This window comes from Psychrobacter sp. AOP7-A1-24 (assembly GCF_052376235.1).
In the GTDB taxonomy this organism is placed as follows: Bacteria; Pseudomonadota; Gammaproteobacteria; order Pseudomonadales; family Moraxellaceae; genus Psychrobacter.
Window position 1 is genome coordinate 1 of record NZ_JBQSVM010000033.1, and the last position, 23,543, is coordinate 23,543.

Genomic DNA, 23,543 nt, shown 5'->3' on the forward strand with positions numbered 1-23,543 from the left:
CTGCCATTGCCATAGTTGGTAGTACAAGAGTAGCGCCTACGATTAATGATAAAACATTCTTTTTCATTGTAAAACTCCATGATATATAATTAGATATAGTTAGAAACGTTAACTCATATTTATTCAATAATGGGTCGTTTCTATTTAGGTGTGTCTGTAAATACCGTATGCAAATTATCAACGATGCAGTTTATATTTCAGTAGCAAACTCATTAAAGTTCTAACAGCTTAATGTTTTCTTGTGACGTTATGAAACTGTCACATTCAAAGTTTAGTTAGTATTTGGCCTTTTAGGTTTGCTAAGGTTTTATAAGTAATGAAGGTTAGTTATCTGATTAGGTTTGCCAATAAATAGTTCTATTAGCGACGGTTATACAATAAGACAATTAATATATGGAAATATGAATATTTAGGTGATTAAGATTTTTATCTTGTCTTAGTCAATTGTTATTAATAGTTTTTTAGAAACTATCTATTGATATAATACTGACTTCTTCTATAGGGTTTTACTTCTGTTTTAAAACTAATGCTTGGGTAACTTTCAGATTTTGATATATATATATTTTAATTTGGTATTTTTTATTAAACTAATGTCTGCATCTTGTTTTTTCAGAACACCTATAGAATGGTAGTAGCAATATTAGATTAGTGATTAATATCTTAAAGTATTAAATAATTGGAAAACAGAAACATTATTCACCAAAAAAATACGTTACTTTTCTTTTAATTCCGATTTGAGTTCATAAAGTAGATCCTAAAAAACCGTATCTCGATAACAAGATACGGTCATGAAAATGTTAAGCCTGTATTAGAATCTGCTAGATTAACTATCAATTACCTCAAAGCTAAGGCCAGAATGCGCTTCTAGGCGAGTGATTAGCTTATCACCCATTGCTGAAGCAGGCGTCCAAAATCCACCACCAACGTCCTCTTTACTGATGTCTTGTGCCAAACATAATGCTGCCTGCGAAATCATACGAGAGGTACTGCCATAACCAGGATCTCTGTCGCCTGTCACCTTAACGGTGATGGTGTCATTTTTAGCTGTTTGTCCAAAATGACGAATATCAAAGTAGCCGTTTTCTTGTTCGTCCTTAGAAGGTCCCGAACCTGCCTTTGGTAATACATGCTTGGACAGTAACTCGCGACTTGGTTTAATCATCATCGCAGTAGCAAAACCTAATAAACCTGCGCTCATGGCATAGCTAGACAGTTGCCCTTTGACGCCATCCTGCATCCACATGGCTTCGTCGTATTTGAAGTTGCGACCGTACTCATAGCTGAGCAATTGGTTGGTACGATGGACAATACGCGTATTGATGGTTGCCATAACGAAAGGTGCTAGCCAGCGTTTATGGTTGCTGTCATATACTGGTTTGCTGACATTATCCTGACGCACGTTTGGTACATTGGCATCATCGTTTAACAAATAAGGGTTGGCCACTTGTTTGCGGCGCGATTTATCCTCGCCAGCCTCTTCAAATATTGATGCCATCGATGCAATAGTACCGCCTGAAATACCACCTTTCGCTGCTTTGACACGCATATGAATAACGTTACAGGTTTCGCCGAACTTTTCTTCTGCTTTGGCTTGAGTAAAGTATGCGCCCAAATCTGATGGAATAGAGTCAAAACCGCAAGAGTTGACGATACGGGCACCGCTTTGCTTAGCCGTATCTTGGTACTTGTCCATCATATCTTTGATAAAAATGGCCTCACCAGTAAGGTCGACATAATCAGTACCATTTTCGGCACACGATTTGATCAATGGCTCACCATATTTCAGATACGGTCCTACAGTTGAAATGATGACTTGAGTTTGTTTGGTCATCTTATTAAGACTGGCGGTATCGTTGCTGTTGGCAATAATAATGTCTACCTTGCTCTCAAGTTTGGCCTGTAGCTGATTGAGTTTGTCTTCATCGCGACCTGCGATTGCCCATGATATATTTGAGCCGTCTTTATTCTTATTATTTGACAAAAAATTGGTTAAATAGTGAGCAGTAATCTGACCGACAAAGCTTGTTGCACCATATAGAACGACTGCATAAGGTCGTGTGTCGCTGCCAGTTTTTTGTATAGGGTTTTCATTATCCGTATTGGTATCCATATGTATTGTCCTTAATAGGTTTGAAAATAAGTGGAAATTAAACTATAAACCAAGTCGTTTAATTAGGTTAGGGGTTTATGAGGTCGCTACAGTTTATAGTTTGATGTCTATATCATATACAACATCACGTATAACGTTAGAAATTTAAAATAGTTCTGCACACGGCCAGGAAAGTAGCTTTTAATAAAAGAGCGCTAAATAAAAAAACTTAGTTAAAGAGCATTATATTCAAAAATATAGTTATATCTTAAAAGTATCATCTATTAAATAGAATTTGGTATGAGACATTAACAGTTACTACAAAATTTACATAACCTACCGATATTATTACTAAAATGAACGTTTTTTGAAGATGAACATTGCTAATCTATAAGCGTAAACAGTAATAACTAGCATTAGATAAAAACAAGTTAATAAGTGCTATATAAATTCTAATATCTGTTTTTATAATCAATTAAGGAGAAGGTTATGTTTCGTTGGGCTATTATTTTTGCAGTGATCGCACTACTAGCGAGTTTACTAGGTTTCGGCGGTGTCGCAGGATTATCTGCTAATTTGGCATATATTTTCCTAGCAGTTGCTGTCATCTTATTTATCGTTGCCTTTGTCAGCCGTAAGATGTAAACACGGCTTATATTGATAAATAACTACTATAAAAAAGACCCTCAGTTGAGGGTCTTTTTTGTTTGCTCTAATCAAGATAATCAGTACAGAAGCATATGTTATAGACTTGCCATCATAACCGTTTGGGTTGAATAATATGCTCCATACGTTTGGCTAGACGAATATCCTGACTAGATATACCGCCCGTATCATGATTGGTTAAACGGACTTCTACAATATTATAGGTGTTACGCCATTCAGGATGGTGCTCAAGCGCTTCAGCATGAAATGCCGCTTGATTCATAAAGCTCATAGCTTCGATAAAGTCGCTAAAGTGATAGGTCTTGACGATACTATTGCCGTCACGCTGCCAACCAGCAAGCTCTTCTAGCTGTAGATTGATTTGTTTGTCAGATAAACTACTCATATTAATAACCTTTATTGTTATGTCGAATTGGTTTATTAAAAGTGGTGCTAGGGTATGTTTCCTATGCTACATAAATATCTACATATTTTGTCCTGCTTGGCGCAATATCATTTACGGGGTCTAGTCAATGAATTGACTAACTCCGATTTCATTGCCAGTTAAGTTAAATCCTGATACTCGGGATGCTTACTAATATATGACGCGACAAATGAGCATTGCGGCACAACTTTTTTATTTTGTTCGCGTGCATAATTCAATGCATGCTTAACGAGGGCTGAGCCAACACCGCGTCCACCCAATTGTTGCGGTACGATAGTATGGTCATAGACCAGCTTGTCAGCACTTTCCTGATAGCTGATATAACCAGTCTGACCGTCGATAGATGTCTCAAAGCGTTTCGCTGCTTGATTATGAACAATTTCTAGATTTGGTTTAGATGTTTGATTACTCATTAATGTATTCCTTTTCTTATTATCGAATTCTTATTATGAACTAAATATTTTATTGGTTTTAATACCGCGATTTCAGTATGCAAGCTTGACGATCGACAATCTAGGCATTTACCGTAATAGTTAATAGGAAGACTGTTAGCGTTATCCATGTCTTTTGTACTACCTTATCATGGCAGTATCTGGTTGCAAATCTGAATGTGTCACCATGCATACAATATGGCTTTACGAACGACTGGAGGCAAAAATCGAATCAGACCACCAGTATTTTCTATCGCTGATTCAGTATCTAAATTAGCTTCTAACTTAACCTCTTGATGAGCATCACTGTCAGCATTCTCCGTTGACTGCACGTAGGCTTGCCACTCTTTTTCACTAGGTTTGCTAAAGTGGTAAATACGCCCCAGTACTTGCTTGAGTTGTGTACCAAAGCGCCCTGTATTGTAGGTTAAACTATATTTACGGCATATGTCCTGTACCTGCGGCGCAATCTTTGCATAGTGGCCAGCTGGCATATCAGGAAATATATGGTGCTCAATTTGATGAGATAAATTACCCGTCAAAAGGTGAAACCATTTGCTGCCTTTGATATTGCTAGAGCCAAGGATTTGTCGTACGTACCAGTCGCCTTTACTTTCATTGGCATCGAGATGGGTATAGATATGCGCTTGCTCAGTGAAATGTCCGCAAAAAATTACTGCCCACGTCCATAGATTACGGACAGTGTTGGCCGTCATGTTACCGCTTAGCGTACTAAAGGCGCTACGACGACCTAGTGTCAGCGCTACCACAGACGGTAGGGCAATGTAGTCTTTACCTATTTGTCGTCCGATTTTGGAAAATAGCGCGCGCGATTTTTGCTGCATGATTTTGTGCAAATCAGGAGAGTCAGCATATTCATCGGCACTGATTTGAATGTCATGAAACGCTACTGCCCATTCAAAACCAAATGCCAGTACTGCTGTGCTAAACATATTGTAGCGATCTTCTGGCGTCCAAGGCTGTTCATCAGTCACCCGAATCAAGTGATAGCCTACGTCATGATCACGGCCAACAATATTAGTAAAAGTATGATGTAAATAATTATGAGAGTGTTGCCATAATGGAGCAGGGCAAACAATATCCCAGTCAAACTTTTGGCTATTAAGGTGCGGGTGTTGCATCCAGTCGTATTGACCATGCATGACGTTATGACCCAGCTCCATATTATTCAATATTTTGCTAAAACTAAGTAAAGACGTACCAAGTAGCCAAGTAGCAACCAGACTGCGTTTCGACGGCATACGCCCAGCTGCTGCGAGTAGACCACGGGCGACAATCTCACTATATACGACAGTGGCATATATTCGCTGTATATAGCGTGCATCTTTACTACCTAGCGAGTCCATAACGCTTTTGTACAAGGCGTTGAGCTCTACGGCTAAAGCATCACTCTGAGACTTTGATAAGGGTTTATCAGTCACTGTTGGGTAGCGAGTCCGTGTTGACGTGTCTGGATGATTGCTATCATTGATTGCCTCATCGTTAAGCTGCGAGTAAGGTATTTGCGGCGTTAAAGGTAAAGGCGCATTTTTTGCTAGCCGTGTATCGGACAGTGGCGTCAAGATAGGCACAGCAGATTGTGGCGTAGTAACGGGTGGTAATAAGCGCATAAATAAATCCTTAACCGAAACGGCATGAATAAACAGCACTGCATCCGGTTTGATAAGTTATCTGAGTTTTAGCCCATAAAGTAACGTTTGTCTTTTATGTCACACAGGTTGTCTAGCATATGCCTTCTGTTGAGCCAGTCGTTATATTAAGCCAGTCATTAAATGTCGAGTACCACATCAGTCATGGCAATATTGATGCAAGTCTGAATAGATTCGTAACCGTCATCACTTACTTTTCCTGTTTGAATATTTTTGACCACGCCGCTGATTTTATTACAGCGACATAATTGGCAAATACCTTGCCGGCAACCATGCGCTAGTCGTACATCTGAACTTTCAGCTGCAACCAGTATGGTCGTATTACTGCTGAACTGCCGTTGCCGTGACCGCAAATAAACAGTATGTTCTTCTACAGATACTGTTTTGTCGAATACTTGATTGCTGCCATTATCAACATCAGTCAGAGCAGTGCCAAAATCCTCTACGATAATATTATCGCGCAGCTGTTTGTCTGTAGGTAAAGTGATCTCCGCAGCGGCTTTATATAAGCCAGTTAATAACGCTTGTGAACCGCAAGCAAATATCTGCGTGTCTGCTAGAGATAAATTTAGCGACAGCAGACCCTCTGCACTTAAGTACCTCTTGCCAGCCAAATAGGTAGTCGAGTCTTCAGTATGGATCAGATGATAAGTGAAGTCTGGATATGTATCATTCAACTGTTGCCACTGATGTTCCAGCTTAGGTAAAACATTCCGACTGTAATGCAGTAGCGTCACATGGTGTCCCTTACGCAATGCCTGAGTAATAAGTCCTAGCATGGGCGTGATACCGCTACCGCTGGCAATAAATAGCAAAGAGGTAGGTTTGTTATTATCTAAATTTTCCTTTGCTATTACTGACGTTTGTTCTAAAGTAAAATGACCAAGTGGCAGACTCGTATCAACGACTTGAGCCAGTGGCATCTGCTTGGTTAAATAATTAGATACTAGCCCTTGCGGCTTAATCGCGATAGTTACTGTATTGCGTTGGCCTGTTGTATTGCTATCAGAAGTATCATCGAGCCACCAGAGGGGCTGGTTCGTCAAGCCCACTATTGAGTAGCTACGCTGATGGTAGACTCCATCAATACACACACGCAGATCAAGATACTGACCGCCTTGCCAATCGTTACTTGTCTTAGAAGTTTGCTGCTTGAAGGCTCTATTGGTTTCAAATTGTAGTGCTATCAGATCATTACTTAATGTATAGCGTGCGATTAGGCGTAACTTAGGAGTCGTCAATGACCAAAACGGATGTAAGCGCGATCCGATAAAGTCGACAAACGCACGTTGAACAATTTCAGGGCGATAGCCGTTGGCCATGTTATCAGTACCTTTAGAAATGCTATTAAAGTAAATGTTGTTACAAGTAGAAGAGCACAGCTGATTTTATTAATCCGATACGAAAATAATCTACTTGAACTTGTTAAGTCACACTAACATGCTAACGGCTATTGATTAAATTTGCGAAAGGTTTGATGCTATTTTTTGTGGTCTTTGTAAAACGTTAATGAGTCAAAATGTTAAGTTAGTTCATTAAGATAGGGTTTTCTGGGTTACTTTTCTAAGTAAGTTCTATAGCTAAGAGGTATAGCCTACTGTCAAAAACAGTAAAACAACTGGGAAAACAACCTGTCAGCTTGCAGGGTATGCGTCACAATGCGATAATGACCTATAATTTGTAACCCTGATTTTGAGGTACGGCACGCTTGGCAGCATCGCTGAGTTGCATTTGCTGTTCTCTTCTATGCAGTCTATCGGAGTGTTAATGGCTCAATATATTTACACGATGAACAACGTGTCAAAACTTGTTCCCCCTAAGCGCGAAATTCTAAAAAACATTAACTTATCGTTTTTCCCTGGTGCCAAAATTGGTGTCTTAGGTATTAATGGTTCAGGTAAATCTACCTTGCTACGCATCATGGCAGGCGTGGATACTGAGTTTACTGGTGAAGCACGCGCTCAGGCAGGTACCAAAGTTGGCTACTTGCCACAGGAACCACAGCTAGATGATAGCAAAGACGTTCGTGGTAATGTCGAAGACGGTATGCGTGAAGCACTAGATGCGCTAGCACGTCTAGATGCTATCTATGCTGAATACGCAGAGCCCGATGCAGATTTTGATAAGCTTGCTGAAGAGCAAGGCAAGATGGAAGACATCATCCAATCTTGGGACGCGCACAATTTAAATAACCAGCTAGAAAAAGCAGCCGATGCGCTGCGTCTGCCACCATGGGATGCTGATGTTAGCAAATTATCAGGTGGTGAAAAACGCCGCGTGGCATTGTGCCGTCTACTATTGTCGCGTCCTGATATGCTATTACTTGACGAACCGACCAACCATTTGGACGCCGAGTCTGTTGCATGGCTAGAGCAATTCTTGCAGAACTACAGCGGTACTATCGTTGCCATTACCCATGATCGCTATTTCTTGGATAATGTTGCTCAGTGGATTTTGGAGCTTGACCGAGGCCATGGCTACCCATATGAAGGCAACTATACTGAGTGGCTCGAGCAGAAAAACAATCGTTTAGAACAGCAGAACAAGCAAGAAGAATCATTTGCTAAAGCCTTGAAAAAAGAGCTTGAGTGGATTCGTAAAAATCAAAAAGGCCAACAGGCCAAATCTAAATCTCGTGTACAGCGTTTTGAAGAATTGAACTCAACAGAGTTCCAAAAACGTAATGAGACCTCTGAGATTTATATTCCACCTGGTCCACGTTTGGGTAACAAGGTTATTGAGGTCAATGACATCTCTAAATCATTCGGCGATCGTCTGTTGTATGAAAACCTAAGCTTTAATGTCCCAGCTGGTGCGATCGTTGGTATCGTCGGTCCAAATGGTGCGGGTAAAACCACACTATTTAACATGATTACTGAGCGCGATACGCCAGATACTGGTTCAGTTGATTTAGGTGAAAGTGTTAAAGTGGCTTATGTCGGTCAGGTACGTGATCATTTAGATGACGACAAGACGGTATGGGAAGAAGTCTCTGACGGTCTTGATATTATTACGGTTGGTGATTACACCACGCCAAGCCGTGCCTATATCGGTCGCTTTAACTTCAAGGGCTCAGATCAGCAAAAGCACGTTGGTCAGTTATCAGGTGGTGAGCGTAACCGTCTACAATTAGCGAAAACGCTAAAGCAAGGCGCAAACGTCTTATTACTCGATGAACCATCAAATGATTTGGATATCGAGACTTTACGTGCGCTAGAGGATGCGATTCAAGTATTCCCAGGTACGGTAATGGTCGTATCGCATGATCGCTGGTTCCTTGATCGTATCGCGACTCACATCTTGGCATTTGAAGAAGAAGGTCCAGTGTGGTTTGACGGTAACTACACTGAGTTTGAAGCATATCGTAAAAAGACGATGGGTGATGACGCTACTCCTAAGCGTGCTAAGTATAAGAAGATTACGAACTAATACAGCTTTTTATTATATTGAAACTCAAAAAAAGACCTCTAACGATTAGAGGTCTTTTTTTGTTTAGCTTAAAAATTTAAAGAGTCTGGGTAGTTGTTAAGACTAACGCTTACGTCCGAACTTACGCTGTTTTTTATTACCAATTTCAGTAATGGCGTGAGTAATTTCTTCGTCATCTAAGCTCGCGACGTGCTGCAAGATTTGCATCATATCAGGCGTCAGTACGTACTTAGCATGATGAGCAATGTCGTTGATACGATAGTCAAAGGTCAGTATGCCTGTTTCATCGTCTTTTTGTAGATAGTTAAGACGGGTCAACGCACTAATGAAGCTGGTGAATAATGCACGATCAAAGAAGTCAGGAATGTCATCTGCATAGAGTACAGACAAGCGCTGCCCGAGCAGGTGACATAAATCAACCACTTCGTTTTCAGTTAAATTACCAGAGCCTTGCTGAGCAAGTAGGGCAAGCGTCATAAAGTAACGCTCAAGACTTTGACCAACTGGAGTCGCCAGTACTTGTAGCTGTTGATAATGCTTACTATTAGACTCAGGAACGCTGAGCGTGTCATCACCTAAATCAACGATGAGTCCATTAGACAGTAAGCTATCAACTTTTTTATCAAGCGTCTCAGCTAAGCCGTGAGCAGGGTAATATAAGAATAACTCACCTTGTAAGAATGGATACAACTGTTCAGCGATACTATCTAAGCGACTGCGTTTGATACGACCGTTGCGTGCGACGAGCGCAGACAAGAAAGACAGTAGGATGAAGACATGCAAGATATTATTACGGAAGTAGCTGAGCAATGCCGCTTGCTTTCCTGCGACCTGAATGATATCGCCCAAGATATGCGGCGTGCGCTCAATAAGCTTTAGCTTAATACCATAATCGATGATTTGCTGCGGCGTCATGTCAGTGATAACCGTATCATCTGAGTAAACCAACTGCTGAGCAAGACCTTGATACAACGCGATTTGCTCACGACAAATGTTTTCATCCAATGCCGCTTTTGGTGCGGACAATAACACCAATGACAGCAGCGATACAGGAGTCACTACTGCGGCTTTGTTGATATGCTGCATAACTTTCACGCCGATGTTATCAACCATAGCACTGGTTTTTTCGTCGAGCGGTGAGTCCGTACGATCGGATGGCAGACTATTGGCTGGCACATCGAACTTGGTCATAAAGTCGCTAAGGTGCAATGGTGTACCAAAGCTCAAGTGTACATTACCAAAAATACGCTCGATTTTACGACCAACTTTAAGCAGACCCATTAAAGACTCTGACTCTTTCGGCTTGCCTTTTAGCTCACCGACGTACGTGCCGCCTTCCATGATACGCTCATAACCAATATAAGTCGGAATAAATACCACAGGCTTATTGGTTTGACGTAGCTGGCTGTGTACGGTCATCGCTAGCATGCCCATTTTCGGTGGGAGCAAGCGACCTGAACGTGAGCGACCACCCTCGATAAAGTATTCGATCGGAGTGTTGCGCGTAATAAGCGTATGCATATATTCGCGCAGTACAGCGGTATATAGTGCATTGCCACGGAAGCTACGACGAATATAAAAAGCGACCGCACCGCGTAATAGAGGGCCTAATACAGGTACGTCAAGGTTGTCACCCGCTGCGACATAAGGGATACTTAAGCCGCGTTTATAGATAACATAGGATAGTAACAGGTAGTCCACATGGCTACGATGACAGGGTACATAGATGATTTCGTAATCAGTCGCTAGCTCTCGTACTCGTTCAAAGTGGTGTACTTCTACACCATCATACAACTGTGTCCACAGCCATGTTAAAAAGCGTTCAAATACTCGAATAATAGGATAAGAGTAGTCGTTGACCATCTCATTTGCATAGCCTCTGGCCTGACTACGCGCTTCTCGAACACTAGTCCCCTTTTCTGCCGCTTCCATCTCGATCGCATGCTTGATGGCTGGCGAGTACACCAGTTTGTCTACCAAGTTGCGTCTATCTGATAGATCAGGGCCAAGCATGCTGGCGCGCTGCTTGTCTAAATAAATCGATAATTCTTGCTGTAGCATACGAACCAGTTCACGATTACTATCAGTCGATGAGACTAGCGCGTAATTTGTTGTGTGCGCGGTGTCAGTTTCTGCACCACCGTTAATAGCCACTGTTTCTGTTTCGAGTGACTCCGTTGCCGTCAGATTTACTTTGACGGCATCTGTAGCGACTGTGTCAAAGGTAGCAGGTCCTTCCACATCACCTTGTAGGCTGTCGTTAATAATAGTACGCAAATCTTGCGGTGGATGAAACTGTACGAAAGTATCGCGTCCCATCACCCCAATATTAAATAACTGCTTAGTGATGCTAGGGTCTTGCCAGTTATCAGTGGTTAATAGCTTGAATAACGAATCTTCTTTTTCAGGTGCACGTCCCCATAGAATCGATACCGGTACCAAACGTACCTTTAACTCTGGATATTGCAGTACAGCAGAAACTAGACGAGAAAGGCGAGGGGACAATTGACTGTCTTTGGCACCTGGATGGTTCAAGAATATAATGGCCGCATTCTCTTTAATATTATGAGCGGCATCATTTACCCCGACCAATGCAGGTGGTAAGTTATGCTCTTGCGTCTGTAAATCAATCAGAATACTGTTAGAACGAGAATAGTCCTGTAGTACATAAAACCTTAGTGTTTGGTCATCATGGTCGAACTCAGGCAGCTCACCTAGTAGTTTAGGTTTTACGGCGACATCGAGCATCTGACCTGACAGCTTACGATACAGCTGATTGATCGGTGCATTAGAATAAGTCTTAGTAGCGATTGGATTGCCGTCAGTTTCAGCAGAGCTAGTAGCCGTGTCCGACGCTTTAAAAATCCGTTTTTTCAGGAACTTCGGTATCATAATCAGTATCAAAAATAGTCAAATATGTTGCGCTTATGATGCCATAAAAGCCACCAAAGCGATATATAGTGTCTGTATATACTACCAATATTAATACGGTTTGGTTACGCTGTAGTGAGTGACAGATTATACAAAGTGTCCAAATATTTGAAAGTTAATATCTTTAGCGTAATAATATATTTTTATCATACATGACTCCTAAAGATAGTATCCATTTCTCAATTCCATTTTATTAAGCCTAAAACCTATGACTCCAGCCATCGATCTCGCCAAAAAACATAACCTTGATTACCAAGTACATGAATATACTCATGACAGTAATGCCGCTTCGTTTGGTTTAGAAGCCGCAGAAAAACTTGGCGTAGCAGTAACACAAGTGTTCAAAACTTTAGTGGTAACGACTGATACAGGCGTGCTCGTTGTAGCGATATTACCAGTTGATAAAACGCTCAATTTTAAAAAAATGGCTAAGGCTTTATCATCTAATAAATTACTGTCTTGCAAAAAAGTGCAGATGGCCGATTCCAAACAAGTAGAGCGTAGCACGGGCTATGTGCTGGGTGGTGTTAGTCCGCTGGGTCAAAAAAAGCGGCTAAAAACCGTGATAGATAGCACAGCTCAAGATAAGCCTACAGTCTATGTGAGCGGTGGTCGCCGCGGTCTGGAGATTGAATTGCCGCCTGCACAATTGGCATCCACGCTTGATGCCTGCTTTAGCGATATTACGGATGAATAAAAGATTCTACGGTGGCTGTAATCTGCCTATTATAAATTTGCTATGTCGACAATTTGCTAGCCATAGTTATGAATAACCTACAACGAGTTCGCTTGTATTAAGGACATTTGGTAGCAAGATTGTTGTAGATTGGCCATAGCGATAAGGCGTAGACTTATACTTCCGCGTACCTACTATTTTCTATCTACATTCAAGGACATGCTCATGCCACACCTAACCATTCAAGTGACACCCAACGTCAGTATCGCTCACGAAGAGTCATTGCTCAAATCGCTAAACAAAGTATTGTGGGATAGTGGTCAGTTCAAGCAGCCTGCTGATATCAAAGCACGTATCGTGCCTATTAAGTCATTTCTAGTAGGTGTTGAAGATGATGAGCAGGCCAATGGGTTTATTTATGCCCATCTAAAACTGATGAGCGGACGTGATATGGCCACTCGTAACCAGTTGGCTGAGCTGTTGGTCACTACTATCGAAGAAAAAATAGGCGCAGAGCAGTCAGGGCGTGCATCATTACAGATATGTGTAGAAGTTGAAGAGATAAGTGCGGTCTATCACAAGAAAATGCTTGGTAGTTAACACCGCTGTCCTTTCAAAGGCTACTTTATTCAGCTATAAAGAAGTCAGTCTATAATTAATTAGTAGCATAGCTTTTCCCCAAAACCGATAGTTGCTGTCTATTGTTTTGAATAAGCAAATTTTCAGTTAAGCATAAAAAAGCGCCTAAATAATAGGCGCTTTTTTGTTGATTATCGATGCAGTATTAGTCGGCTTTAGTCTAAGAAAGCAAAGTGATCGATTTCCATAGATGTCATACTTTCGCTTGGTGCGACCATCGATTCTGCGTGACCAGAAGTACGTGGCAATAGCTTATCGAAGTAGAATTCAGCAGTTTGAATTTTTGCTTTATAGAATTCTGGTGCTTCTGTACCACCATTTTCTAGCTTTTCGTAAGCCACTGCTGCCATACGAGCCCAATGATAGCCCATCATCACGTAACCTGAGTACATCAGGAAGTCATCTGACGCTGCTGAGATGATTTCACGGTCTTTACGTGCCATCAGCATCAAGCGTACGGTCAAGGTATTCCACTCAGCACATAGTTTGGTTAGTGCCCAAACGAATTTACGCATGTCTTTATCAAGCGCATACTCACCACACCATTTCATGATGCTAGAGGTGTAATCACGGATGATTTTACCTTTAGACTGCAAGATGACCTTACGACCTAATAGATCAAGCGCCTGTACGCCAGTGGTGCCTTCGTACATCGTTGCGATACGGGCATCACGAGCAATTTGTTCCATACCCCATTCTTTGATGTAACCGTGACCGCCATAGACTTGCTGACCGTGTTTGGCAGCTTCAATACCTAGCTCAGTCAAAAAGCCCTTTAGGATTGGCGTGTAGAAACCTAGCTTGTCGTCCCACTTTTCGAACTCTTCATCATCGCCATTGACGATACCTTGTGCCATTTTGTCGGCATAACGTGCTGAATGATAAATCATTGAGCGACCACCTTCAGCAAAGGCTTTTTGCGTCAGTAGCATACGGCGTACGTCTGCATGATGGATGATAGCATCAGCAACTTTTTCAGGATCTTTAGTACCAGATAGCGTACGCATAGAACGACGCTCTTTAGCATATGGTAGTGCATTCTGGAAAGACAGCTCAGTATGCGCTAGACCTTGGATACCAGTACCGATACGAGCCGTGTTCATAAATGTGAACATGGCTTTTAGGCCTTTGTGTGGTTCGCCAATCAAGTAGCCAGTAGCACCATCAAAGTTCAATACACACGTCGAAGATGCGCTGATGCCCATTTTATGTTCAATTGACCCACAAACTACGGCATTGCGCTCGCCCGCTTCACCTTCAGCGTTCGGCGTGAATTTAGGTACGATAAATAATGAAATACCGCGCGTACCTTCTGGCGCATTTGGTAGGCGTGCTAGAACGATATGGACGATATTATCTGTTAAGTCATGCTCACCACTTGAGATAAAGATTTTGGTACCACTGATCTTATAGGTACCGTCATCTTGTGGAATGGCTTTTGATTTAACTTGACCCAAATCTGTACCACACTGTGGCTCAGTCAGACACATGGTACCTGCCCATGATCCTTCGACCAGCTTAGGTAAATAAAGTGCTTTTTGCTCATCAGTACCGTACTGAAGCAAGGTGTTGATACAACCTGTTGACAGACCTGGATACATCGACCACGACCAGTTAGCAGTACCAATCATTTCAGCCTTAATAAGGTTGATTGACGTTGGCAAATTCATACCACCGAACTCTTCAGGGTATGAGATACCTTGCCAGCCGCCTTCTACAAACTGGTTATATGCTTCTTTAAAACCTTTTGGCGTGGTTACTACGCCATCTTCGAAATGACAGCCTTCTTCGCCACCTGATTGGTAGAGAGGGGCAATGACGTTTTCAGCAAAGTCAGCCATACCTTGTAGAATCATGTCTACGGTTTCAGGATCAGCATTTTCGCCGTTGTCTAAGCTTTTATAATGTGTTTGATAGTCAAAGACATCATTAATCAAAAATTTGATATCACGTAAAGGGGCTTTGTAAGTTAACATAATCGCTCTCTTTGGTTGGTTCGCTATCATAGATTTATGGCGCAATACTTGAGTCACAACTTATGTAAGCGATATTTACTTATTTTAGATGAAGTAGACGTTATATTAGTCATCAAATGGATTATTAATGGACAGCTTCCCAGCGTGTTAGTTATTAGAACGTCTTTAATAGTGGTCAGCTGTTATGATATTGATATGATTATAAATCTTATAAGGCGACAAATATACAACTAATAACTATTATTCATAACTAATTATGTTATTAATTCATTTTAGTTTGTATAGGTAAATTGTATCTGTACTTGAAACTATTGTATAAGGAGTTATGTAGACTCATCCAAATCTAAAGAAAATGGACTTATTAAATAGGAAAAGCCATTTATGAGTACCTTAAAAAAACAACAGCGATCCTCTTGGCTGAGCACATTATTAACTCGTATTAAGTGGTTGATTGATGGTGAGCTGAATCACTTACTGACAGTCAATCGCAGTCAGCGACCATGGCATATGCCAATCATTGCGGCGATTGCTATCAGCTTTCCGGTATTTGTAGGGGCTTATTTTGGTGACTTATCTTCAGGTATCAAAGCCTCGCTAGGCTCGATGATTATCTTGAACCTACCATTTGCAGGCACGCTACCACATCGGCTAGTGACGGTTATGGCTTGGGGGTTTGCGATGATACTCAGCTTTGCACTGGGTCTGATCGCGCAGCTGTTACCATTTTTGCGGCTACCCGTATTTATGTTGATTGGTATTAGCGTAGTGATGTTAGGTCGTTACTATCGGCAACCGCCCCCAGCAGGACTGTTTGTGTTGATGGCAGGTGCGATTGCGCTATTTATCCCTGTACCGATTGATCAAGTGCTCTCAGCGATAGGGCTTGTGATATTAGGTAGCGGCTCGTCTATGTTGTTAGCGTTGCTATACAGTTTGTTTTTATTGGCGACGCGTCCAGTGGCTTCCGTACCTGTTTATGATTATCAGCCTGATATGATTAGCGACAGTCTTATCGTGGTAAGTTTCGTTAGTTTGGCGTTGGTTGTCGCTGTTCTGTTAGCGCTGCCTTATCCATATTGGGCAGCGATGAGCTGCTTTATTATCATTCAAGGTATGCAGCTACGAACCATGTGGATCAAACAGTTGCATCGATTATTGGGTACACTAGCTGGCATGATAGTGGCAAGTTGGATGCTGTCTTGGGGGCTCTCGGTATGGGGTATCGCTATCGCGATACTATGTATGATGTTTTTGATTGAATCATTTGTCGATCGGCATTATGGACTGGCGGTGATATTTATTACGCCATTGACCATATTTATCGCTGAGTATGGTAGTACGATGTCGGTGCCACCAGTCGCTAGTGACGTTATCCAAGCGCGTATGATTGATACGGCGCTTGGCTGTGTGATTGGATTGAGCGGTGGTCTGGCGATACACTCTACACGATTGCGTGAACCGCTGCGCCGTTTTGAAAATTGGCTATTACTGCGTTTTAGTTAATAGCGTATATATCCTCAAAGATTTCTCTTTGATTAACTGTTTTCATTTAGTGCTGTTGTTACTTGTGCAACATCGATAGTATTCCCAGTCCAACGCTCAAAGCTTAAAGCCGCTTGCCCAATCAGCATACCGTAGCCTTCAGAGGTCTGTGCGCCGCGAGCGGCAAAATGCTGTAAGAACGGTAGCGGACGACCATACATCATGTCATACGCGTACTGACAGTTTAGAGCATCATCTAGCGGCAACGTATCACCTGATAAACCAATAGAGGTGGCATTGATGATAATATCAAAAGAGCCGTTTAGTTCATTGGTCGCGCAAACCTCGATATGTTGTTCATCGATTACTGAGCTTGCCGCACTTAGCTCATCTACCAAATCGGCCGCCTTAGACACGGTGCGATTGGCAATCGTGAGAGAGGCAATACCTGATTCAAATAATGGTAATATTACGCCACGCGCTGCACCACCTGCACCTATTAGCGCCACACGAGCGTTGGTCAAAGGCCAATCCATACTCGTCATGTGATTGATAAGTCCTTGCCCATCCGTATTATCACCATAGAGTGCTTCAGTAATTGGCGCGCCGTTTTCTAATAGTGTTTTGTTCAACAACAACGTATTGACCGCGCCTGCCGTTTTGGCATGTTCTGATAATCCACCACGCGCCGCACAGCAATCATAAGCGACTTGTTTAAAAGGAACTGTCACATTGGCACCCACACCGCCACCGCAAAAGAATGCTTCAACAACAGCCGTAAAACTGGCGGCATCATTAGGGCAGTACTGACGCTGATAGCTAATATCAATCCCCGCTTGTATAGCAAACTGCTTATGAATCTCAGGAGATTTACTATGAGCGATTGGATTGCCAATAACGATAAAGTGTTGGGTCATAAATAGTCCGCTGGCTAAAGAATAATAATACTATAAAAGGAGCAATGAGTGACGCTCAGTCATCATAAGGGATAATGCTATGATTGACAAATCAAGTGGCTACAACCAATCCATTATGAAATATTGGTAGCATTTGTTAGAGGTTGACTGGTCATTTTTGAAAATAGATTGTGAGATTAAAATAGTTTTAAGTAAGTAGCGTAAAAATAGCTTTTTATTTTCTATTCAAAAAAAAAGACAGTTTTGGTACGTTATATATTTAACAAATCTGTACTCGCGGCGAGTGCTCCGCGTAACGTAAAAGGTAGTCAAGTACTGAGCAGTTGGGTAAACTATAAAATATGGAAACTTATATCAATATGCTGTAATGACTGCTAGATTATAATATTTATAAAATATGCTCTATATTGAAAATTATTCGTTATCGGCGGCGTTCTTGCCAGCTCGTTAATACTATTTTGAGATTAATCTAAAAATGTGAGTAAACTATTCATGTGGAACCCTAACCTACAAACCCTTCTAGTCGGTACGATAATGGCAGTTGGTATGACGCTCAGTGGCTGTGACAGTACTGAAGACGATGCGCAAAATCCAGATGCTGAGACCAGTGAGCAAGCAACAACGAATGAGCCAATACAGGACAGTGCAAACAATCCTGATCTAGATGATGCTACTGTTCCACAAGGTACGCCAGTGAAGTATGATATCGCAGCATGGGGAACTGGTGAGGTAGAGTCGCTCGCTGTAGATGAGTTAGATAGTATAAAATCCGGGTTTGGCGAAGTGGTGAGCACTGACGAAAACAGCCTAGACTATGCCAGTAACCCAGCGGCTAAATATCGCTTTATGAAAACGGACGCACCGTATTTAGATATTATCGACTCTGAAAAATACCTAGAACTGGGCTGGTACTATGCCAACCCTACTGACACAGACAAAGAAAAAGAGCTGAGCCAAAACCACGCCAAAAAAGCCTATCAGCTATCGCGTCAACTGATGGGCGATGATGGCGGTAAAATGGTTGCCGATATGCTCAATAGTCAAATCATCAAAAATAGAATGGTTGGTGGACAAAAAATAGAGCTAGCAAAATGTGAGTTTTATAGCTGCATGCTGGTTATTAATAAAGCCGCCGCTCAAACAGACAATAGTTAAATCATGACCGATACGACGTCAGTACCAAACGGTTGGGTATGTCTGTACCCACAAGACAGTAGTTTGACCGAAAACAATAGTGTGAGCGAAGATAATAGGGCAATCGACCAAACGGTAACGACGTCTCTGGATAATCGTGGACTGGCATATGCTGACGGTTTTTTTACTACGATGGGTGTCATCGATGGGTCGATACTGTGGTCAGATTATCATTATCAGCGGCTAGTCTCTCATGCTGAAGCTTTGCAGCTAAATATAAACAGCAAAAAGCTACTAACGGTACTGCAACTGTATGCCCAACAGTTAGAGCAAGGTATGCTAAAGCTAGTAGTAACTCGCGCTGCGCAGGATGTGCGCGGTTATGGTTATACACCTAGTACAAGTGGTAGCAATTGTGAGATATGGCTAAAGGCTACTGCAATAAGAGTCTCTACTGCGCTCCAACTGTCCTTACCTGATGGGAGCTTGGTACCCATACAACCTAACGCTTCAGCGATATGTTTGTCTTCTCAGATTGCTTGCTTACCACCATCGCTGGCAGGTCTTAAAAGCCTTAACCGCTTAGACAATGTTCTCGCGAGTGGTGAGCTACAGCAGATAAAATCTGAGCCATTGGCTACTCAACTTGCTTCAACGCTTAGTGAAGGGCTACTGCGCGATATGAGCGGGCAGTGGGTCGAGGGTACGATGAGTAACGTATTTTATCAATTGGCAGAAGCACCACTATCAGAATCCAAAACTACCTCTAGTATTCATAAAGATGATGAAAACTACCTAACCATTGGCCAGTGGTACACCCCTTCTATGGCTCAATCGGGCGTCGCTGGCGTTATGCGTCAGGTAATTATAAATGCACTATCCACGACACAATATCCAGTCATAATCAGGTCGCTACAAAATGAGGATTTACCTGAACTAACGCAGCTTTTCTTTTGCAATGCACTGCGCGGTATCATGCCAATGAGCAGTCTGACGTTATTGTCAGGTGATGTTGTAGATCTTAAATCCGTTTAGCTGTTATTGAAAAACAACAAATTTGGTATCAATAAAATCATCTGGATATAAAACCACTTGCTCATTTCTATACATTTCTTGCGCTTTCAAAAGCGCACTTTGCTCATCTTCTGCGACAACTTCCACGGTAGTGCTTAGCGTTTCGACAATTTCAATTTGAAAGGTTTGTGCTGATTTCTCATTTCTTTCTATTATATTCACGCTCGGTTCTCACATATCACTTCAGTCATTTATACCAACTAGATTAGCAAAAGCCCTCAAAAGAAGTGATCATCTTTTGTTGCGCAGACTTGTGCCATACAGCAAATCGATCAATGACCCTTTTTCAATAGAAAGGGTTAAAAGGACAATATCGAATGTGTTTAATATATGAAGAAGTGAGGGTTCCAATAAAAATCAGACATTTGATGGTGTTCGATGAAATTCGTAGATTAGCCAAAGTTAAGCCTAATGAAATCGTGCATTTGTCGCCTTATACTCAATTGGCTTTTGGTGTCATATATTCAAAAGACCTTAAAAGGTTTGTCGCTTTTGGAGGTATGTTTGAGTATGCGCATACGCGAGAAGAAGTCATTGAGCAGGGTATCGATGTTATTCCTAATGATGAATTGGCAATGTGTGCCTTGACGGTTAAGCTCATTCCTTTTACCAAACCTGCACGCAACTCGGTACAGCTGTTATGGCAGTGGAATCGCTATGTGCGTAATCGATTGCATGCTTATATCGACTATCGTGAAGAGCATTTTTTCAAAATCAATGATGAAATTGATTGGGAGTATCCAGCACATAAGTTTCATCAGCGTCTTGTGGCTACTGCGCGATTACCATTATGGATGATAGAAATGAGCTGATTGCCGATGTGTACCGTGACAAAAAAGGACAGCCAAGATCTAAGTATTATAATGAGAGGCGACTAATATAACTTTCGATAATGACCACGGCTCACAAATTCAATGATGCCTTTATCTCGTAATACTTGTAACTGTTGGCGAATTTTATCTTTCACATGGTTGTTGTCAGGATGTTTGAGCTGTAACTCGTCAGCAAAAGCATAAACTTGCTTTAGTGAAAAATGAGTATCGAGTCTATCGATACATTGCCAGACATCGAGTGTCCAGCCACGTGAAGCCATAGATTGCTTGCGTAAAAATAAAGTCTTTTGGAACTGTTGGGTAACATTTTCACGCGGTATAACTTGTTGGTTTTTGACCAAAAACACTTTGCCCGATTCGGGTACTTGGCGTAAGTCAATATTGCAACCAACCCAACCTGCTCGTTTGGCAGTCACTGATAACGGCTTACGCTTAACAATAATATCAGGCGTAAAGAAATGCTTGGGAATAATCAGAAAATTATTGACGGTGTATTCTTTTGAGTAGGTTAAAAAGAAGAAACTGGGATTATCCTTACTATTGATACGCTCAATCATCGTCTTATAAGCGCCATCATTGACAATATTGCTTAACTTGGCTTTTTTACTTTTTAGCTCATATTGCTCATCACAATTTTCGCAATAAAAATCAGCGACAGGTTTATTGTTAGCAAACTCAGCTAGCGATTGGGCGTTACAATTGGTGCAGTAACTATTTTCTTTTACCCACGCTTCACTGAGTACGCGAACTTTTTGAGATTCAGAATGATAGTTTTTGGCAAGACTTTGATTAAAATGTAGGTTCATAAGATTTTTTCACTATTAATAGATAAGCTGAGAATACTGTAAAAAATGCCTAAGTATTAAGCCATGTAAACTATTATCAATAGCAAGATAATTCATAAGCTAAGCAAATACCATTGAAAATCGCACGGTTCAGTGCTAAATTCTAGCAAACATCTGCCTCGCGAGTTGCCATGAGCAAGCACACACCCAATATACCACCTGAACGTCCCAATGAGACGCCGTCGAACAAGCAAGATGGCACAGTCGAGGAGCGTGTCGATACCACGCTACCGGACGATCAAACTGTGGTAGATGGGGTAGAGGACACACCGACAACGCCAGCAACCAATGTATCGCTCATCAGTGGCGACAGTAAACCGCGTCAATATAAAGTCAATAACCCATCGTTTTTTATGCAGCGCGGCTATCAAGTACTGCTGGTGTTAGGGCTTATTGCTGCATTTTTCTTGATCATGGTTTATCAGACGTTGTTTGGTCGTATCGAGCAGCCGCAGCAAATGGTGACGATTGAGCCAGGTCAGACTTATTATGGACTACTACCGCAGTGGCAGCAGATTCCACTGTTTTCGGCAGGTGTAGCCAAACTATATATCAAATCGCAAGTTGATGCGCCATTGCATGCTGGGACGTATCAATTACCTGAAAATCCGACTATCGCTGAGGCACTACAAATACTAGGTCAAGGCGCAAAAATGGCCATGGTCAAAGTACAAATCATCGAAGGCAAGACCTCTAAAGACCTTTACCAAGCGCTGCGTGATAATGACAAAATCGAAAAAGAAGTCCTGACCACAGATAGTGATAATGGCAGTATCGCCCAAGCATTAGATTTGACGGGTATATTGCCAGACAGCGTGACTAATAGTAGCGACCCGATTGTTAACTATAATCTTGAAGGTTGGTTCGCGCCTAATACCTATTATTATGGTGAAGGAACCAGTGATAAAAAAGTACTGACTGACTTGTATAAGCGTCAGCAGCAGGTATTGACTAGTGCATGGGAAAATCGGGCACCGAATCTGCCTTACAAGAGTCCGTATGAAGCGTTAGTCATGGCATCTATCATTGAAAAGGAGACCGCCGTTGCTGATGAACGTCCTTTAGTCTCTGCCGTATTTAGAAATCGCTTGAATAAAAATATGCGTATGCAGACGGACCCGACCATTATCTATGGTATGGGCAGTCGTTATGATGGCAATATCCGCCGCAAAGACATCAACGAAAAGACGTCTTATAACACCTACCAAATTGATGGTTTACCGCCAACTCCAATTGCGCTACCATCAGCGGCCTCTATCGAAGCGACCTTACATCCTGCCGATAGTGAAGCGTTGTATTTTGTGGCAACGGGCACTGGCGGGCACAAATTCACCAATAGCTTGGCTGAACACAATCAAGCGGTAAAAGAATATCTCAGTGTCATGCGTGAGAAAAAATCTCAAACGCCATCGCAGTAATATTCCTTTTTAAAACTCTTATAAAACTTATCGTTTATTGAGTGCTACAAAATAGATGTAGCGCTCACCAATGACATAAGGTCATATCATGTCAGTATCTATGCATACCAGCGCAATACCGTCACATAGCAGCACACCATTATCGAATCTACCTGAATCAAACGCTTTAAATACAGCATCTACTTTAGGACGCTTTGTTAGTTTTGAGGGGACTGAAGGCGTAGGAAAAACCACCGCGATTGAACAGCTGTGCTTGCGGTTAGAAGCTAATGGTATTCCATATCTGCGTACTCGTGAGCCGGGTGGTAGCCCATTTGCTGAGCAGTTGCGTGACATATTATTAGATCCAGCGACTGATATCGAAGACGATACCGAGCTGTTACTATTGTTTGCGGCGCGCTGTGATCATATGCAGCAGGTTATCTTACCAGCACTCCAAAATGGTACGTGGGTGATATGTGACAGGTTCACCGACTCTACTATTGCGTATCAAGGGTTTGGGCGTGCCTATGGCGACGAGTTGGTACGCGGCAAAATCGACATGCTTATTAAACAATTTGTGACGCAGCTTCCTGAGTTGACACTATGGCTAGATTTGCCAGTAGCAGAAGGTATGCAGCGTGCCAATAAGCGCAGTGCGGCAGATCGTTTTGAGCAGCAGGCTACGGAATTCTTTACTTGGGTGCATACTGGCTTTAGTCAGCTTGCGAGAGAGTATCCCGAGCGCATACAGCGTATTGATGCGTCGGGCAGTACAGATGATGTAAGTGCGCGTATATGGCAGACCGTTATGAACAAATTCGATATTAAATAATTAAATTTCGCCAAGTAGATTTATAAGGCAGGTAGATGTATCGATAATTAGTTAGACAGCCAGCTAGTACAAACAAAAAGCCCCAGCAATATGCT

Annotated in this window: 20 protein-coding genes; 10 read left to right on the forward strand and 10 right to left on the reverse strand. The window is 41.9% G+C overall.

Going from position 1 to position 23,543, the window contains the following annotated elements; all coding sequences use genetic code 11:
• Positions 1–823: 823 nt before the first annotated feature.
• Positions 824–2,110 (reverse strand): saccharopine dehydrogenase family protein, encoded by a 1,287-nt coding sequence (locus ACT3QQ_RS10755; protein WP_444528012.1) that lies wholly within the window; start codon positions 2,108–2,110, stop codon positions 824–826.
• A gap of 468 nt (positions 2,111–2,578) precedes the next feature.
• On the opposite strand from ACT3QQ_RS10755, the gene ACT3QQ_RS10760 reads away from it, so the two are divergent.
• Positions 2,579–2,734: a DUF1328 domain-containing protein gene (locus ACT3QQ_RS10760; protein WP_021814049.1), complete on the forward strand. Its 156-nt coding sequence runs from the start codon at positions 2,579–2,581 to the stop codon at positions 2,732–2,734.
• Positions 2,735–2,846: 112 nt separating this feature from the next.
• On the opposite strand, the gene ACT3QQ_RS10765 is transcribed toward ACT3QQ_RS10760, so the two are convergent.
• The 4 genes from ACT3QQ_RS10765 to ACT3QQ_RS10780 all read right to left on the reverse strand — a co-directional run bounded on the left by ACT3QQ_RS10765 (position 2,847) and on the right by ACT3QQ_RS10780 (position 6,602).
• The gene (locus ACT3QQ_RS10765; RefSeq protein WP_444528013.1) at positions 2,847–3,140 is read right to left on the reverse strand and encodes a 4a-hydroxytetrahydrobiopterin dehydratase; all 294 of its coding nucleotides are present in this window, start codon (positions 3,138–3,140) and stop codon (positions 2,847–2,849) included.
• Between the two features lie 158 nt (positions 3,141–3,298).
• On the reverse strand, positions 3,299–3,592 hold the full coding sequence (locus ACT3QQ_RS10770; RefSeq protein ID WP_444528014.1) for a GNAT family N-acetyltransferase: 294 nt from the start codon (positions 3,590–3,592) through the stop codon (positions 3,299–3,301).
• A gap of 200 nt (positions 3,593–3,792) precedes the next feature.
• Positions 3,793–5,241, reverse strand: coding sequence for a fatty acid desaturase family protein (locus tag ACT3QQ_RS10775; protein ID WP_444528015.1), 1,449 nt, complete (start codon positions 5,239–5,241; stop codon positions 3,793–3,795).
• A 158-nt stretch (positions 5,242–5,399) separates the two neighbouring features.
• Positions 5,400–6,602 (reverse strand): flavin reductase family protein, encoded by a 1,203-nt coding sequence (locus tag ACT3QQ_RS10780; RefSeq protein WP_444528016.1) that lies wholly within the window; start codon positions 6,600–6,602, stop codon positions 5,400–5,402.
• A gap of 445 nt (positions 6,603–7,047) precedes the next feature.
• Here ACT3QQ_RS10780 and ettA point away from each other — a divergent pair, with 445 nt between their 5' ends.
• Complete coding sequence (gene ettA, locus ACT3QQ_RS10785; RefSeq protein ID WP_444528017.1) at positions 7,048–8,709, forward strand: energy-dependent translational throttle protein EttA; 1,662 nt, start codon at positions 7,048–7,050, stop codon at positions 8,707–8,709.
• A gap of 102 nt (positions 8,710–8,811) precedes the next feature.
• On the opposite strand, the gene plsB is transcribed toward ettA, so the two are convergent.
• Positions 8,812–11,601: a glycerol-3-phosphate 1-O-acyltransferase PlsB gene (gene plsB / locus ACT3QQ_RS10790; RefSeq protein ID WP_444528018.1), complete on the reverse strand. Its 2,790-nt coding sequence runs from the start codon at positions 11,599–11,601 to the stop codon at positions 8,812–8,814.
• A gap of 247 nt (positions 11,602–11,848) precedes the next feature.
• Here plsB and ybaK point away from each other — a divergent pair, with 247 nt between their 5' ends.
• Entirely contained in the window at positions 11,849–12,337 is a 489-nt protein-coding gene (gene ybaK, locus ACT3QQ_RS10795; protein WP_444528019.1) for a Cys-tRNA(Pro) deacylase, read from the forward strand.
• A gap of 204 nt (positions 12,338–12,541) precedes the next feature.
• On the forward strand, positions 12,542–12,916 hold the full coding sequence (locus ACT3QQ_RS10800; RefSeq protein ID WP_444528020.1) for a 5-carboxymethyl-2-hydroxymuconate Delta-isomerase: 375 nt from the start codon (positions 12,542–12,544) through the stop codon (positions 12,914–12,916).
• Between the two features lie 194 nt (positions 12,917–13,110).
• Here ACT3QQ_RS10800 and ACT3QQ_RS10805 read toward each other — a convergent pair whose 3' ends face one another.
• Positions 13,111–14,931: an acyl-CoA dehydrogenase C-terminal domain-containing protein gene (locus ACT3QQ_RS10805; RefSeq protein WP_444528021.1), complete on the reverse strand. Its 1,821-nt coding sequence runs from the start codon at positions 14,929–14,931 to the stop codon at positions 13,111–13,113.
• A gap of 381 nt (positions 14,932–15,312) precedes the next feature.
• On the opposite strand from ACT3QQ_RS10805, the gene ACT3QQ_RS10810 reads away from it, so the two are divergent.
• Positions 15,313–16,434, forward strand: coding sequence for an FUSC family protein (locus ACT3QQ_RS10810; RefSeq protein ID WP_444528022.1), 1,122 nt, complete (start codon positions 15,313–15,315; stop codon positions 16,432–16,434).
• Positions 16,435–16,466: 32 nt separating this feature from the next.
• Here the strand turns inward: ACT3QQ_RS10810 and aroE are convergent, their stop codons facing one another.
• Positions 16,467–17,330, reverse strand: coding sequence for a shikimate dehydrogenase (aroE, locus tag ACT3QQ_RS10815; protein ID WP_444528023.1), 864 nt, complete (start codon positions 17,328–17,330; stop codon positions 16,467–16,469).
• 492 nt (positions 17,331–17,822) lie between these two features.
• Between aroE and ACT3QQ_RS10820 the strand changes: the two genes are divergently transcribed.
• Together ACT3QQ_RS10820 and ACT3QQ_RS10825 are read left to right on the forward strand one after the other, a co-directional pair.
• On the forward strand, positions 17,823–18,485 hold the full coding sequence (locus ACT3QQ_RS10820; protein ID WP_444528024.1) for a hypothetical protein: 663 nt from the start codon (positions 17,823–17,825) through the stop codon (positions 18,483–18,485).
• Between the two features lie 3 nt (positions 18,486–18,488).
• Positions 18,489–19,499 (forward strand): aminotransferase class IV, encoded by a 1,011-nt coding sequence (locus ACT3QQ_RS10825; RefSeq protein WP_444528025.1) that lies wholly within the window; start codon positions 18,489–18,491, stop codon positions 19,497–19,499.
• 3 nt (positions 19,500–19,502) lie between these two features.
• Here ACT3QQ_RS10825 and ACT3QQ_RS10830 read toward each other — a convergent pair whose 3' ends face one another.
• Complete coding sequence (locus ACT3QQ_RS10830; protein WP_444528026.1) at positions 19,503–19,700, reverse strand: DpnD/PcfM family protein; 198 nt, start codon at positions 19,698–19,700, stop codon at positions 19,503–19,505.
• A gap of 155 nt (positions 19,701–19,855) precedes the next feature.
• Here ACT3QQ_RS10830 and ACT3QQ_RS10835 point away from each other — a divergent pair, with 155 nt between their 5' ends.
• The gene (locus ACT3QQ_RS10835) at positions 19,856–20,350 is read left to right on the forward strand and encodes a hypothetical protein (protein ID WP_444528027.1); all 495 of its coding nucleotides are present in this window, start codon (positions 19,856–19,858) and stop codon (positions 20,348–20,350) included.
• A gap of 62 nt (positions 20,351–20,412) precedes the next feature.
• Here the strand turns inward: ACT3QQ_RS10835 and ACT3QQ_RS10840 are convergent, their stop codons facing one another.
• Positions 20,413–21,177 carry a DpnI domain-containing protein gene (locus ACT3QQ_RS10840; RefSeq protein WP_444528028.1) on the reverse strand — a complete coding sequence of 255 codons (765 nt, stop codon included), beginning with the start codon at positions 21,175–21,177 and terminating at the stop codon, positions 20,413–20,415.
• A 170-nt stretch (positions 21,178–21,347) separates the two neighbouring features.
• Between ACT3QQ_RS10840 and mltG the strand changes: the two genes are divergently transcribed.
• Positions 21,348–22,634 (forward strand): endolytic transglycosylase MltG, encoded by a 1,287-nt coding sequence (gene mltG, locus ACT3QQ_RS10845; protein WP_444528029.1) that lies wholly within the window; start codon positions 21,348–21,350, stop codon positions 22,632–22,634.
• A gap of 88 nt (positions 22,635–22,722) precedes the next feature.
• Positions 22,723–23,448 (forward strand): dTMP kinase, encoded by a 726-nt coding sequence (gene tmk, locus ACT3QQ_RS10850; protein WP_444528030.1) that lies wholly within the window; start codon positions 22,723–22,725, stop codon positions 23,446–23,448.
• The last annotated feature ends 95 nt before the right edge of the window (positions 23,449–23,543 follow it).